Annotated in this window: 10 protein-coding genes; 5 read left to right on the forward strand and 5 right to left on the reverse strand. The window is 75.7% G+C overall.

What is annotated here, in order from left to right; all coding sequences use genetic code 11:
• Positions 1-3 precede the first annotated feature (3 nt).
• The 3 genes from ACSU53_RS28295 to ACSU53_RS28305 form a co-directional block, all read right to left on the reverse strand.
• Positions 4-510: a SigE family RNA polymerase sigma factor gene (locus ACSU53_RS28295; protein ID WP_437032275.1), complete on the reverse strand. Its 507-nt coding sequence runs from the start codon at positions 508-510 to the stop codon at positions 4-6.
• Positions 511-765: 255 nt separating this feature from the next.
• Positions 766-1116, reverse strand: a complete 351-nt coding sequence (locus tag ACSU53_RS28300) for a hypothetical protein (protein WP_437032276.1) — start codon at positions 1114-1116, stop codon at positions 766-768.
• A gap of 134 nt (positions 1117-1250) precedes the next feature.
• A complete protein-coding gene (locus ACSU53_RS28305) occupies positions 1251-1628 on the reverse strand; it encodes a DUF6479 family protein (protein ID WP_437032278.1) in 378 nt (125 codons plus the stop codon).
• Positions 1629-1723: 95 nt separating this feature from the next.
• Between ACSU53_RS28305 and ACSU53_RS28310 the strand changes: the two genes are divergently transcribed.
• The 4 genes from ACSU53_RS28310 to ACSU53_RS28325 all read left to right on the forward strand — a co-directional run bounded on the left by ACSU53_RS28310 (position 1724) and on the right by ACSU53_RS28325 (position 6897).
• Entirely contained in the window at positions 1724-2095 is a 372-nt protein-coding gene (locus tag ACSU53_RS28310) for a four-helix bundle copper-binding protein (RefSeq protein ID WP_437032280.1), read from the forward strand.
• 503 nt (positions 2096-2598) lie between these two features.
• On the forward strand, positions 2599-4860 hold the full coding sequence (locus ACSU53_RS28315) for a tetratricopeptide repeat protein (RefSeq protein WP_437032282.1): 2262 nt from the start codon (positions 2599-2601) through the stop codon (positions 4858-4860).
• Positions 4861-4991: 131 nt separating this feature from the next.
• Complete coding sequence (locus ACSU53_RS28320; RefSeq protein ID WP_437032284.1) at positions 4992-6578, forward strand: phytoene desaturase family protein; 1587 nt, start codon at positions 4992-4994, stop codon at positions 6576-6578.
• Between the two features lie 127 nt (positions 6579-6705).
• Positions 6706-6897 carry a DUF2795 domain-containing protein gene (locus ACSU53_RS28325; protein WP_437032286.1) on the forward strand — a complete coding sequence of 64 codons (192 nt, stop codon included), beginning with the start codon at positions 6706-6708 and terminating at the stop codon, positions 6895-6897.
• Between the two features lie 115 nt (positions 6898-7012).
• Here ACSU53_RS28325 and ACSU53_RS28330 read toward each other — a convergent pair whose 3' ends face one another.
• Positions 7013-8803 carry a serine hydrolase gene (locus ACSU53_RS28330; RefSeq protein WP_437032288.1) on the reverse strand — a complete coding sequence of 597 codons (1791 nt, stop codon included), beginning with the start codon at positions 8801-8803 and terminating at the stop codon, positions 7013-7015.
• A 354-nt stretch (positions 8804-9157) separates the two neighbouring features.
• Here ACSU53_RS28330 and ACSU53_RS28335 point away from each other — a divergent pair, with 354 nt between their 5' ends.
• Entirely contained in the window at positions 9158-10669 is a 1512-nt protein-coding gene (locus ACSU53_RS28335; protein WP_437032290.1) for an acyl-CoA synthetase, read from the forward strand.
• Positions 10670-10911: 242 nt separating this feature from the next.
• Here ACSU53_RS28335 and paaK read toward each other — a convergent pair whose 3' ends face one another.
• Complete coding sequence (gene paaK, locus ACSU53_RS28340; protein WP_437032292.1) at positions 10912-12207, reverse strand: phenylacetate--CoA ligase PaaK; 1296 nt, start codon at positions 12205-12207, stop codon at positions 10912-10914.
• Positions 12208-12265 lie beyond the last annotated feature (58 nt).

Raw genomic sequence — 12265 nt, forward strand, 5'->3', positions numbered from 1 at the left:
CCCTCAGCCCACGGGCCGGACGGTGTCGGACAGGAGCTGCCGCAGGCGGGCCACCCCGCGTGAGGCGTGGGACCGCGCGGTCCCCACCGGGCAGCCGAGGGCCTCGGCCACCTCCGCCTCCGGCAGGTCCTCGCAGTAGCGCAGCACCACGGCCGCGCGCTGCCGCGGGGAGAGCAGCGCCAGCGCGCCCTCCAGGCGGGAACGCTCCGCCACCGCCGCGGACACGTCGTCCGGTTCGGCCCGGTCGGGCAGTTCGCCCACCGGGCGCTCACCCCACCAGCGGCGCCGGGCGGAGCGGGCGGCGAGCCGTACCAGCACCGTGCGGACGTACGCCTCCGGTGCCTGGTCGGCGACCCTCGGCCAGGCGAACCACAGTTTCACCAGGGACTCCTGCACCAGGTCCTCGGCCCGCTGCCGGTCCCCGCCGGTGAGCAGCCGCGCGACGTGGAGCAGCGCCGACCAGCGGGCAGCCACGAATCCGTCGAAGCCGTCGGTTCCGGACCGCTCCATTCCCACCGCCCCCGTGTCCTGAGAACCCCTTACACAGGAGACAAAGACGCGCGGCCCCCGGAAACGATGCACCCAGGGCCTGTGATCCGTGTCACCGGGACGCGTCGGCCGGTCGTGGTCGTACGGCGTCCGCCGGCCCGCTGCGGAAACGGGCGGCCCCGCACGAAGGCGGGCCGTGGGGCTCCGGACACGCCAGGTGTCCGAAGCCCCACGGCCCGCCGGGGGAGCAGGCGGCCGGAGCCGCGCGGGAAGGGGCTACGTGCGGTCGCCCTTCGGCTTGCCGCGCTGGTCCGGGGTGCCGTGCGGCGGCGGCGAGAACGGCTGCGGCGAGGTGGCGGGGCTGACCGGGCTGCCGCCGCGGGCCGCGTCCTGCTCGGGGCGCAGGGCCGTCGGGTCGCCCGACGTCGGCTCGGCCCCCGCCCGCAGCTGATCGAGCCGGGCGGTCAGCACCTCGGTCACCGGGAGCCGGTCGGCGTGCGTCCGCTCGTAGGCGAGGAGTTCCTCGACCTCACCGGCGCTCAGGGAACGCACCCGGCTCTCCAGACCGCCGACGGGGAGGTGGTCGTAGTCGGGCAGCGGAAGCGCGCTGCGGGCGGGATCGGCCATGGTTCTCACATCCCTGTACGAGGTGCGTGTGCTTGTGGGTGCTGACGTGCCGTGCTGACCTGCCGGCGCCGGTCGTGCCGGTCGTGCCGGGCGGGCGGTCGGGCGGTCGGGGCCGGGCCCGCGGCACGCGCCGGTCAACGGGTGCCCGGGCCCCCGCTGCCGAATCCACCGCTGCTGCCCTCGTCCCAGCGCGGCCGCTCCTGCGACGTGCCGGTACGGGTACCGGAGTTGCCACGGCCGTCCAGGTCGTGGGGCGACAGCCGGTGATCGCTGCGCGGCATCTCGCGCGGCTCGCGCTGCTCCCGCGTCTCGCGGACCGGGCCGCCCTCGGGGACCCGGGGCTGCTCCTCGGGGCGTGGCCGGGCGGACTCGCCGCGCCGCACGCGCCTGCTGCCGAAGGCGAAGGCAGCGATCAGTACCGCCACCACGACGACACCCACGGCCAGTCCGATGCCGAGGACGCCGCGGCCCGCGGCCAGGTCGGTCGTCTCCATCAAAGCGGTGTTCACCATGGCCCCGCGGGTACCCCCGACCGCCGCCGACGAACACCTGTCCGCCCTGGGCCGCCGCCGGGTTTGACCGTGGGGCACCCGGCAACCCGCGCCGTGTGACGACATCTTCGCAGCAGGAGTTGTTCCGGTTCCTGGAGGACCGCTTCGCCTGCGCCCAGGCGTGCACCGAATGCGCCCGGGCCTGTGCGCTGCGAGCGAGCCTGGTGGATCCGGACGGGACAGAGAGCCAGGAAGAGGTTCGGCGCAAGGGCATCATGTGCGCGGAGGTCTGCGACGCGACCTGCCGCGTGCTGTCCGAGCAGAACCAGGTGGACGAGGCGACCATCCGGGCCCAGGTGGAGTGGTGCCGTCAGGTCTGCCTGGAGGCCGCCCACGTGTTCGACGCGCATCCCGGGGCCGAGAAGACGGCCCGGGCGTGCCGCGACTGCGCACGGGCCTGCACGGAGTTCCTCGGCATCCTGAACTGAGCCTCCGGTGGCCGCCGGGCACGGCCGCCACCAGCCGGGTCGGGGCGGCCACCAGCCGGGTCCGGGCGGCGGTTCGCCGTGTGTGCTTCCGCGCCGTCCCCGGGCGCGGCAGAACCCGGGTGCGCGGCAGGGGCGGGGAAGCGGTGGCGGCCGACGGCGTGGCCGGTCGTGGGCGTCCGCGTCCGGCCACCGGGTACGGGCGCCACCCACCGTCCGGGCGCCCCCCACCGTCCGCGACCGTCCGGGCGCCGCATCCGTCCGCCGCACCCGTCCGGGCCTCGCGCCGCCGCCGCACGGGGGTGCGGCGTTCGACCGCACCGGGACGAGCGGGTACCGTCCCGGCCACCCTGTCCGGAACGGGCGCCGTCCGGGAGGCCGACGGCCGGCGCGCGGGGTGGCGCGGCCGGCGGCCGACCGGTGCCGTACAAAGACGGACGAGATGTCGCCATACTGGACGGGCCAGGGGAGGGCGCGGCGGACAGCGACGGGGGCGGGCAGCCGACATGGGGGACAGCAGACTGATCCATGGCCGGTACCGGCTGCTCGACCGGATCGGGCGCGGCGGCATGGGCGAGGTGTGGCGGGCGCGGGACGAGTCGCTGGGCCGGCAGGTGGCGGTGAAGTGCCTCAAACCGATCGGCCCGGAGCACGACCGGGCGTCGGGCCGGGTGCTGCGGGAACGCTTCCGGCGGGAGGCCCGGGTGGCGGCGTCGCTGCAGCACCCGGGCATCACGGTGGTACACGACTTCGGCGAGGCCGACGGGGTGCCGTACCTGGTCATGGAACTGCTCCAGGGCCGTGACCTCAGCCGGCTGCTGGAGGACAACAAGCAGCACCCGCTGCCGGTCGACGAGGTCGTGGACATCGCCCGCCAGGTCGCCTCGGCCCTCGCCCACACCCACGACCAGGGCATCGTGCACCGCGACCTGAAGCCGGCCAACATCGTCCGCCTGACCGACGGCACGGTGAAGATCTGCGACTTCGGCATCGCCCGCCTCGGACACGACCTCGGCTCCTCCCGGCTCACCGGCACCGGCATCGCCATGGGCACCCCGCACTACATGTCCCCCGAGCAGATCGGCGGCTCGGCGGTCGACCGGCGCAGCGACCTGTACTCCCTCGGCTGCGTGCTCTACGAGATCGCCACCGGCGTCCCGCCCTTCGACCTCGACGACGCGTGGGCGGTCCTCGTCGGTCACCGCGACACCCCGCCCCCGCCGCCGCGCGAGCACCGCGCCGAGCTGCCCGGACACCTCGAACGCATCATCCTCGACCTGCTGGCCAAGGAACCCGGCCACCGCCCGGACAGCGCCCACGACCTGGCCGACCGGCTCGCCGAGGTCTCCCCGCGGCCCGACAGGGCGGCCGTTCCCCGGGGCAGGGTGACCGCCGCCGTCGCGGCCGCCCCGTCCGGGCCCGGCGTCCCGGACGTCCCGGGCGGGCGCGGCGCGCGGCTGCCCTCCTGGACCCGGGGCATGACCACGGGACGCATGGCCGCGGGGGCGGCACCGGCACCGTCGTCCCCGGACCCGGCGGCCGCCCTGTCCGGGGAGTGGATCGCCCGCCCCGCCGGGCTGCGCGAGGAGGAGCCGCCCGCCGACACCCGGCCCGCCCCGCCGTCGCGGGCGCTGACCACCCTCGACGGCCGGCACGACGCGGGCCTCAGCCTCGGACGCCTGGGCCGGTGGGCGGAGGCGGGGGAGGTGCACCGCGCGGTCGCCGCCGAACGCGAGCACCTCCTCGGTCCCGAGCACCCCGACACCCTCGCCAGCCGCCACGAGGTCGCCCTCAGCCTCAGCCGCACCGGCCGCGCCGCCGACGCGCTGCGCGAGTTCCAGCTTGTGACCGGGGCCCGGCGGCGCGTCCTGGGCGCCGACCACGCCGACACCCTCGCCTCCCGGCAGGAGAAGGCCCACGTGCTCGCCCGCACGGGCCGCCCCCTCGACGCGCACCAGAGCTACCTGGCCGTCCTCGCCGCCCGGGAGCGCACCCAGGGCCCCGACCACCCGGACACCCTGCGCTGCCGGCACGACCTGGCCTTCAACCTCGGCCGGCTCGGGCGCCTGGAGGACGCGTACACCATGGCCCGCGACGTCGCGGAGGCCCGCGCGCGGGTCCTGGGCGCCGAGCACCCGGACACCCTCGCCACGCGTTTCGAGGCCGCGTTCACCCTGAGCCGGCTGGGCCGGTGGGAACAGGCGCTGGACATCCACCGGGAGGTCGCCGCCGCGCGGGCCACCGCCCTCGGCGCCGACCACCCCGACACCCTGGCCGCCCGCCACGAGACCGCCGTCGGCCTGGGCCGCCTCGGGCGCACCGCCGAGGCACTGGAGTCCTACCGCGCGCTGGTGGCGGACCGCACCCGCGCACAGGGACCCGACCACCCGGAGACGCTGCGGACCCGGCACGGCCTCGGGGTGGCGCTCGGCCGGCTCGGCCGCTGGGAGGAGTCCCTCGCCGAGGCGCGGGAGGTGTGCGCGCTGCGCGAGCGGGTGCTGGGCGCGGAGCACGCCGACACCCTGGTCAGCCGCCGCGAGATCGCCGTGGCCCTCGGCTGGCTGGACCGCTGGGGCGAGGCGCTGGCCGAGTACCGGCAGGTGGCGGACGCCCGCGAGCGGGTGCTCGGCGCGGAACACCCCGACACCCTCGGCGCGCGCAACGACGAGGCCCAGTGCCTGCAACGGCTCGACCGTCCCGGCGAGGCCGCCGAGCTGTACCGCACGGTCGCCTCCCTGCGGCAGGCCCGGGTGGCCGGCGGCCCCTGACCCGCGCCGCCGCCCGGTCCGCGGGCGGGCCGGCCGCGGCCATGCACCGCCGCGCAGCACCGCCGCACCGGGCCCGTGACGGGCCCCGGTGCCGTCTGGCCGGTGCCGATCACCCCGTGCTACCAAGAACCATGACCGCACACGAGGGACCCGGAACCTACGACGTCGTCATCGTCGGCGGCGGCCACAACGGCCTGGTCGCGGCCGCCTACCTGGCCCGCGCCGGGCGGTCGGTGCTCGTCCTGGAGCGCCTGGACCACACCGGCGGGGCGGCGGTCTCCACCCGCCCGTTCGCCGGCGTGGACGCCCGGCTGTCCCGGTACTCGTACCTGGTCAGCCTGCTGCCCGGGAAGATCGTCACCGACCTGGGCCTGGACGTGCGGCTGCGCTCCCGCTCGATCTCCTCGTACACGCCCGCCGTGCGCGACGGACGGCCCACCGGCCTGCTCGTCGGCGGCGGCGAACGGCGCACCCGCGAGGCGTTCGCCCGGCTCACCGGCTCGGACCGCGAGTACGAGGCGTGGCAGCGCTTCCACGCCCTGACCGGACGGGTCGCCGAGCGGGTCTTCCCCACCCTCACCGAACCGCTGCCCGCACGGGAGGACCTGCGCCGCGCCGTCGACGACGAGACGGCCTGGCGGACCCTGTTCGAGGAGCCGATCGGGGTCGCGGTCGAGGAGCACTTCACCGACGACCTGGTGCGCGGTGTCGTCCTCACCGACGCGCTGATCGGCACCTTCGCCGACGCCCACGACCCGTCCCTGGCCCAGAACCGCTGCTTCCTCTACCACGTCATCGGCGGCGGCACCGGCGCCTGGGACGTGCCCGTCGGCGGCATGGGCGCCCTCACCGACGCGCTGGCCGGCGCGGCGCGAGCCGCCGGGGCCGTCCTCGCCACCGGTCACGAGGCGGTCCGCGTCGACACCGACGGCCGCCGTGCCGAGGTCGCCTACCGCACCGCCGACGGGGAGGGGGTGGCCGCGGCCCGGCACGTCCTGGTCAACGCCTCGCCGCAGGCGCTCGCCGCGCTGACCGGCGACGCTCCGCCGGCCCGGGCGGAGGGCGCCCAGCTGAAGGTGAACATGCTGCTCGAACGGCTGCCCCGGCTGCGCGACACCGCCGTCGACCCCCGCGAGGCGTTCGCCGGCACCTTCCACATCGCCGAGGGGTACGGACAGCTCGCCGCCGCGTACGCCCAGGCCGCCGCCGGGGACCTGCCCGCCGCACCGCCCTCCGAGATCTACTGCCACTCGCTGACCGACCCGAGCATCCTCGGCCCGGATCTCGCCGCACGGGGCTTCCACACGCTCACGCTCTTCGGGCTGCACACGCCGGCCCGGCTGTTCGAGCGGGACAACGACGCGGCCCGGGAGACGCTGCTGGCGGCGACCCTCGCCCAGCTCGACGCCCACCTGGCGGAACCGCTCGCCGACTGCCTGGCCCGGGACGCGGACGGACGGCCCTGCCTGGAGGCCCGGACCCCGCTGGACCTCGAGCACGACCTGGGGCTGCCCGGCGGCCACATCTTCCACCGCCCCCTGTCCTGGCCCCACGCCGAGGAGGGGACGGGCCGCTGGGGCGTGGAGACCCGGCACGCCAACGTCCTGCTGTGCGGCGCGGGCGCGGTGCGCGGCGGCGGGGTGAGCGGAGTGCCGGGACACAACGCGGCCATGGCCGTGCTGGAGGCGGGGGAACCGGGGGCGCCGGGGGAGGGGTGACGGGCGGGCCCGGCGGGCGGCGGGCCGGGCGGGGCCGATCGGCCCGCATGCACCACGGGGTGACGGGTACCGGGCAGTACGGGCGATATGTCCGGTATTCACCTCACTCGATTCAGGAGGTTCTCCCATGGCGGACCCCAACCCGATCGACCTGCAGAAGGCCCTCAGCGGCATCAACTACCCGGCCGAGAAGTCGGCGCTCGTCGAGCGCGCGCGCCAGAACAAGGCGGACGACGCGATCGTGAGCCGTCTGGACGGCCTGAAGGAGCAGAGCTACGACGGTCCCGACCAGGTGCAGAAGGCGGTCTTCAGCGGCTGACGCACACCGGTCGACGCGACCGCCCCCCGCCCGGCACCCGCCCCCGCCCGGGGGCGGTTCCGGGCCGGTGCGCACGAGGCCCGGAACCGGGGGCGGGGAGCCGGCGGTGCGCGCGTCAGTCGGCCGACGCCTCCCAGCCCCGGGCCTCGACGCGCCGGGCGTCACCCGGACGGGCGTCGTCGAACAGGGGGCCGCGGGGCGTCTCCACCCGGAGGGCGTCCACATAGGCGCCCCGTCCCACGTAGAGCCGGTCGGTCGTGTACCGCCAGCGCACGGTCAGGCCGCGGGCGGCGGGCAGGGGCGCGCCCAGCGCGTGCCAGACGCGGCCCGAGAAACCGCCGGCCGCGCCCTCGGGGTGCGCCCGCGCGGGCGCACCCGGGCGCCGCGTCTCGAACGGCACCGGCTCCCAGGTCGTACCGCCGTCCGCGGACGCCTCCAGCACCAGCGGGTCGGACCCCGGCTCGGTGTCCCACCACAGGGCGCAGCGCAACCGCGCGCCGCCGGACGACGTGTCGAGTGCCGGCAGCGTCAGGGTGGCCGCGGCCGAGCTCGCCATGCCGGAGAACCAGGCCGTCCGCCCCCGGGCCGGCCGCACCGGTACCGCGCGGGCCACGTGGTCGGCCGCGGCCACCCGGGGTGCCGAACCGGAGCGCCAGCCGCGCACCGGATGCACGGAGTTGCCCAGCACCACGAGGAACGAGTCGGTCGTGGGGTCCAGGACCAGGGACGTCCCGGTGAAGCCGGTGTGGCCCGCCGTGCGCGGGGTGGCCATCGCGCCCATGTACCAGTGCTGGTAGAGCTCGAAGCCGAGCCCGTGCTCGTCCCCGGGGAAGCCGGTGTTGAAGTCGGTGAACATCAGCTCCACCGACTCCGGGCGCAGGATGCGCGTCCCGCCGTACGTCCCGCCGTTGAGCAGGGTCCGGCCGAGCACCGCGAGGTCCCGCGCGGTGGAGAACACCCCGGCGTGGCCCGCCACTCCGCCGAGGCTGTGGGCGTTCTCGTCGTGCACCTCGCCCCACACCAGTCCGCGGTCCAGCCCGGACCACGGCGGGCGGGCGTCCTCCGTCGCCGCGATCCGCGGGCGCCAGGCGGCCGGCGGGTTGTAGCGGGTGCGGCGCATGCCCAGCGGACGGGTGATCTCCTGACGGAGCAGGGTGTCCAGGGTGCGGCCGGTGACCTCCTCCAGGACCAGCTGGAGCGAGATCAGGTTCAGGTCGGAGTACAGGTACGCGGTCCCGGGCGCGGCGACGGGCTCCTCGTCGAAGACGCGCCGGACCTTCTCCTCGCGGGAGGGCGAGGTGTAGAGGGGGATCCAGGCGCGGAACCCGGAGGTGTGGGTGAGCAGGTGACGGACCGTCACCTCCTGCTTGCCCGCCCGGCCGAAGTCCGGGAGGTACGCGGCGACCCTCTCCTCCAGGCCCACCGTGCCCCGTTCGATCTGCTGCACGGCGAGGATCGAGGTGAACAGCTTGGACACCGACGCCAGGTCGAAGACCGTGTCCCGGGCCATGGGGATCCGCTGGTCCGGCGGGAACTCGATCCCGGTGTCGGACTCCTCGTCGTAGGCCCGGTAGCGCACCGCCGCGCCGATGGGCTCGTGCAGGGCGATGGTCCCGCCCCGGCCGGCGAGCAGCACCGCGCCCGCGTACCAGGGGTGCACGGGGGACGGGCCGAGGAACGCCTTCGCCTCGGCGACGAGGTCGCGCAGCGGCCCGGCCAGCAGCCCCGCGCGCCGGGGCGAGCCGTACCGCAGGACCGGGTGCCGCCCGTCCCGCCCGCCCCGCCCGGCGTCCGCGGCGACGGCGGGGTCGGCCGGAAGCGCGGCGAAGGCGAGCGCGCCGCCCAGCGCCAGTGCCGAGCCGCCCAGCTGACGACGGGTCATCCCCCGTGCTGCCGCGTCCGCCATGACGTTCCTCCCGTGTCCGTGGCCGCACCGGGCCTGAAAGAATCTTTCGGGATCGTCTCGCGGGGTGAAACTTTCCTGTCAGGGACGGGATGTGTCAATGGGGCGTGCGGGCCGGGCTCCCGGGCTCCTCGACCGGTGCGCCGCCGCCCCACCGCCCGCGCGGGCCCGCCGACGCCCGTACGACGGCGTCGTGTTCACCGGCACCTTCCGCAGGCCTCCCCCGGGCGGCGCCCGGACACCGGCCGCCCGCACCGCGCCCGGAGGGCCGCGCCGTCCGGGCGTGCCCGGCACCGCCCGGCCCGGTCCCGCCCCGTCCCTTGACCTTCCCCGGACGCCGACCGAGGATCATCAGTCATGACGTCAGGACACGGCAGCACCGTCGACGGCATCCTGCGACGCAGCGCCCGGCGCACCCCGGCCCGCGTCGCCGTCGAGTACGGCGACCGCACCTGGACCTACGGCGAACTCGACGCCGCGGTGTCCCGCACGGCGAGCGTCCTGCTCGCCGAGGGACTGTCCCCGGGCGACCGGGTCGCCGCCTACGGGCACAACTCCGACGCCTACCTGATCGCCTTCCTCGCCTGCGCCCGCGCGGGCCTGGTGCACGTCCCGGTCAACCAGAACCTCACCGGCGACGACCTCGCCTACCTCGTCGGCCAGTCCGGCAGCTCCCTCGTCCTCGCCGACCCCGGCCTCGCCGGGCGGCTCCCCGGCGGCGTCCCCGTCCTGGCGCTGCGCGACAGCGACGACGCCCTGCTCGCCCGGCAGGAGCACGCGCCCGTCCACGACGGACCGGAGCCGCGCACCGAGGACCTGGTGCAGCTGCTGTACACCTCCGGCACCACCGCGCTGCCCAAGGGCGCGATGATGACGCACCGTTCCCTGGTCCACGAGTACCTGAGCGCGATCACCGCCCTCGACCTGGGCGCGGGCGACCGGCCCGTGCACTCCCTGCCGCTGTACCACTCGGCGCAGATGCACGTCTTCCTGATGCCGTACCTCGCCGTCGGCGCCACCAACATCATCCTGGACGCGCCGGACGGCGACCGGATCTTCGACCTGATCGAGGCGGACCGCGCGGACAGCCTGTTCGCGCCGCCGACGGTGTGGATCGCCCTGTCGAACCGCCCCGACTTCGCCACCCGGAACCTCGGCGGGCTGCGCAAGGCGTACTACGGTGCGTCCATCATGCCGGTCCCGGTCCTGGAGCGGCTGCGCGAACGGCTGCCGGGGCTGGCCTTCTACAACTGCTTCGGCCAGAGCGAGATCGGTCCGCTGGCCACCGTGCTCGGCCCGGCGGAGCACAAGGGGCGCATGAACTCCTGCGGACGGACCGTGCTGTTCGTCGACGCGCGGGTGGTCGACGAGGACGGCAAGGACGTGCCCGACGGGACGCCCGGCGAGATCGTCTACCGCTCCCCGCAGCTGTGCGAGGGCTACTGGGACAAGCCGGAGGAGACCGAGGAGGCGTTCCGCGACGGCTGGTTCCACTCCGGGGACCTCGCGGTGCGCGACGCCGACGGGTACTTCACGATCGTCGACCGGGTGAAGGACGTCATCAACTCCGGTGGCGTCCTGGTCGCCTCCCGGCAGGTGGAGGACGCCCTCTACACCCACGAGGCGGTGGCCGAGGCCGCCGTGATCGGTCTGCCCGACGAGCGCTGGGTGGAGGCCGTCACGGCGGTCGTGGTCCCGCGCGGCGACGGCACCGGGGACGCCGCCCTGGCGCAGGAACTGATCGACCACGCCCGCGAGCGGCTCTCGCCGTTCAAGGCGCCCAAGAAGGTGCTGTTCGTGGACGAACTGCCGCGCAACGCCAGCGGGAAGATCCTCAAGCGCGAGCTGCGCGACCGCTTCGCCGGCTGACCACCGGGCACCGTCCCGCCGTCCCCGCCGTCCCCGCCGTCCCCGCCGTCCCCGCCGTCCCCGCCGTCCCCGCCGTCCCCGCCGTCCCGCCGTCCCCGCCGTCCCGCCGTCCCCGCCGTCCCGCCGTCCCCGCCGTCCCGCCGTCCCCGCCGTCCCGCCGTCCCCGCCGTCCCGCCGTCCCCGCCGTCCCGGCGGCGCGGGCCCGGCCGGGCGCGCCGCGCCCCGGGCCCGCACGGCGCGGCCTACCGGGGCCGCAGGTCCACGATCCGGCGGATCTTGCCCACCGACCGTTCCAGGGTCTCGGGGTCCACGATCTCCACAGCGGCCGACACCCCGATGCCGTCCTTCACCGCCGCCTCGATGGAGCGGGCCGCCTTCTCGCGGATCCCGCTGTCCGCGTCGGGCCGGGCCTCCGCGCGGACGGTGAGCCGGTCCAGGCGGCCCTCCCGGGTGAGCCGCAGCTGGAAGTGCGGTGCGACCCCCGGGGTGCGCAGCACGATCTCCTCGATCTGCGTGGGGAACAGGTTCACCCCGCGCAGGATCACCATGTCGTCGCTGCGGCCGGTGATCCTCTCCATCCGGCGGAACACCCGCGCCGTGCCCGGCAGCAGCCGGGTCAGATCCCGCGTGCGGTACCGCACGATCGGCATGGCCTCCTTGGTGAGGGAGGTGAACACCAGCTCACCGCGTTCCCCGTCCGGCAGCACCTCGCCCGTGACCGGGTCCACGACCTCCGGGTAGAAGTGGTCCTCCCAGATGTGCAGTCCGTCCTTGGTCTCCACACACTCCTGCGCCACACCGGGGCCGATCACCTCGGACAGCCCGTAGATGTCCACCGCGTCGATCGCGAACCGCTCCTCGATCTCCGCCCGCATCCGCTCGGTCCACGGCTCGGCCCCGAAGATCCCCACCCTGAGCGAGGTGCTGCGCGGGTCGACGCCCTGGCGCTCGAACTCGTCCAGCAGCGTGAGCATGTAGGACGGCGTCACCATGATGATCCGGGGCTGCAGATCCTGGATCAGTGTCACCTGACGGGCCGTCATGCCGCCCGAGGCGGGGATCACCGTGCAGCCGAGCCGCTCGGCGCCGTAGTGGGCCCCGAGGCCGCCCGTGAACAGGCCGTAGCCGTACGCCACGTGGGCGGTGTCCCCCGGCCGTCCGCCCGCCGCGCGGATCGAGCGGGCCACCATGTCCGCCCACATCGACAGGTCGTTCTCGGTGTAGCCGACGATCGTCGGCCGTCCGGTGGTGCCGCTGGAGGCGTGGATCCGGCGCAGCCGCTCGCGCGGCACCGCGCACATCCCGTACGGGTAGTGCGCCCGCAGGTCCGCCTTGGTGGTGAACGGGAACCGGGCCAGATCGGCCGTCGACCGGCAGTCGTCCGGGTGGACCCCCGCCGCGTCGAAGGACCGGCGGTAGAACGGCACGTTGTCGTAGGCGTGCCGCAACGACGCCCGCAGCCGCTCCCGTTGCAGCGTCCTCAGTCCCGCCTCGTCCAGCCGCTCCGCCGGGTCCAGCAGGTGCGTCGTCTCCGTCATCTGACCGTCTCCTCGCCCTCGCGCCGCACGGACGACCGATCGTTCGGTCGACTGCCCG

This window comes from Streptomyces sp. enrichment culture, from assembly GCF_964273255.1.
Lineage (GTDB): Bacteria > Actinomycetota > Actinomycetes > Streptomycetales > Streptomycetaceae > Streptomyces.

Excerpts from the sequence above, each read along its gene's own strand:
- ACSU53_RS28330 (WP_437032288.1), bottom strand. The coding sequence starts at position 8,803 with ATGGCGGACGCGGCAGCACGGGGGATGACCCGTCGTCAGCTGGGCGGC.
- ACSU53_RS28295 (WP_437032275.1), bottom strand. The coding sequence starts at position 510 with ATGGAGCGGTCCGGAACCGACGGCTTCGACGGATTCGTGGCTGCCCGC.
- ACSU53_RS28305 (WP_437032278.1), bottom strand. The coding sequence starts at position 1,628 with ATGGTGAACACCGCTTTGATGGAGACGACCGACCTGGCCGCGGGCCGC.
- paaK (WP_437032292.1), bottom strand. The coding sequence starts at position 12,207 with ATGACGGAGACGACGCACCTGCTGGACCCGGCGGAGCGGCTGGACGAG.
- ACSU53_RS28325 (WP_437032286.1), top strand. The coding sequence starts at position 6,706 with ATGGCGGACCCCAACCCGATCGACCTGCAGAAGGCCCTCAGCGGCATC.
- ACSU53_RS28300 (WP_437032276.1), bottom strand. The coding sequence starts at position 1,116 with ATGGCCGATCCCGCCCGCAGCGCGCTTCCGCTGCCCGACTACGACCAC.
- ACSU53_RS28335 (WP_437032290.1), top strand. The coding sequence starts at position 9,158 with ATGACGTCAGGACACGGCAGCACCGTCGACGGCATCCTGCGACGCAGC.
- ACSU53_RS28320 (WP_437032284.1), top strand. The coding sequence starts at position 4,992 with ATGACCGCACACGAGGGACCCGGAACCTACGACGTCGTCATCGTCGGC.
- ACSU53_RS28315 (WP_437032282.1), top strand. The coding sequence starts at position 2,599 with ATGGGGGACAGCAGACTGATCCATGGCCGGTACCGGCTGCTCGACCGG.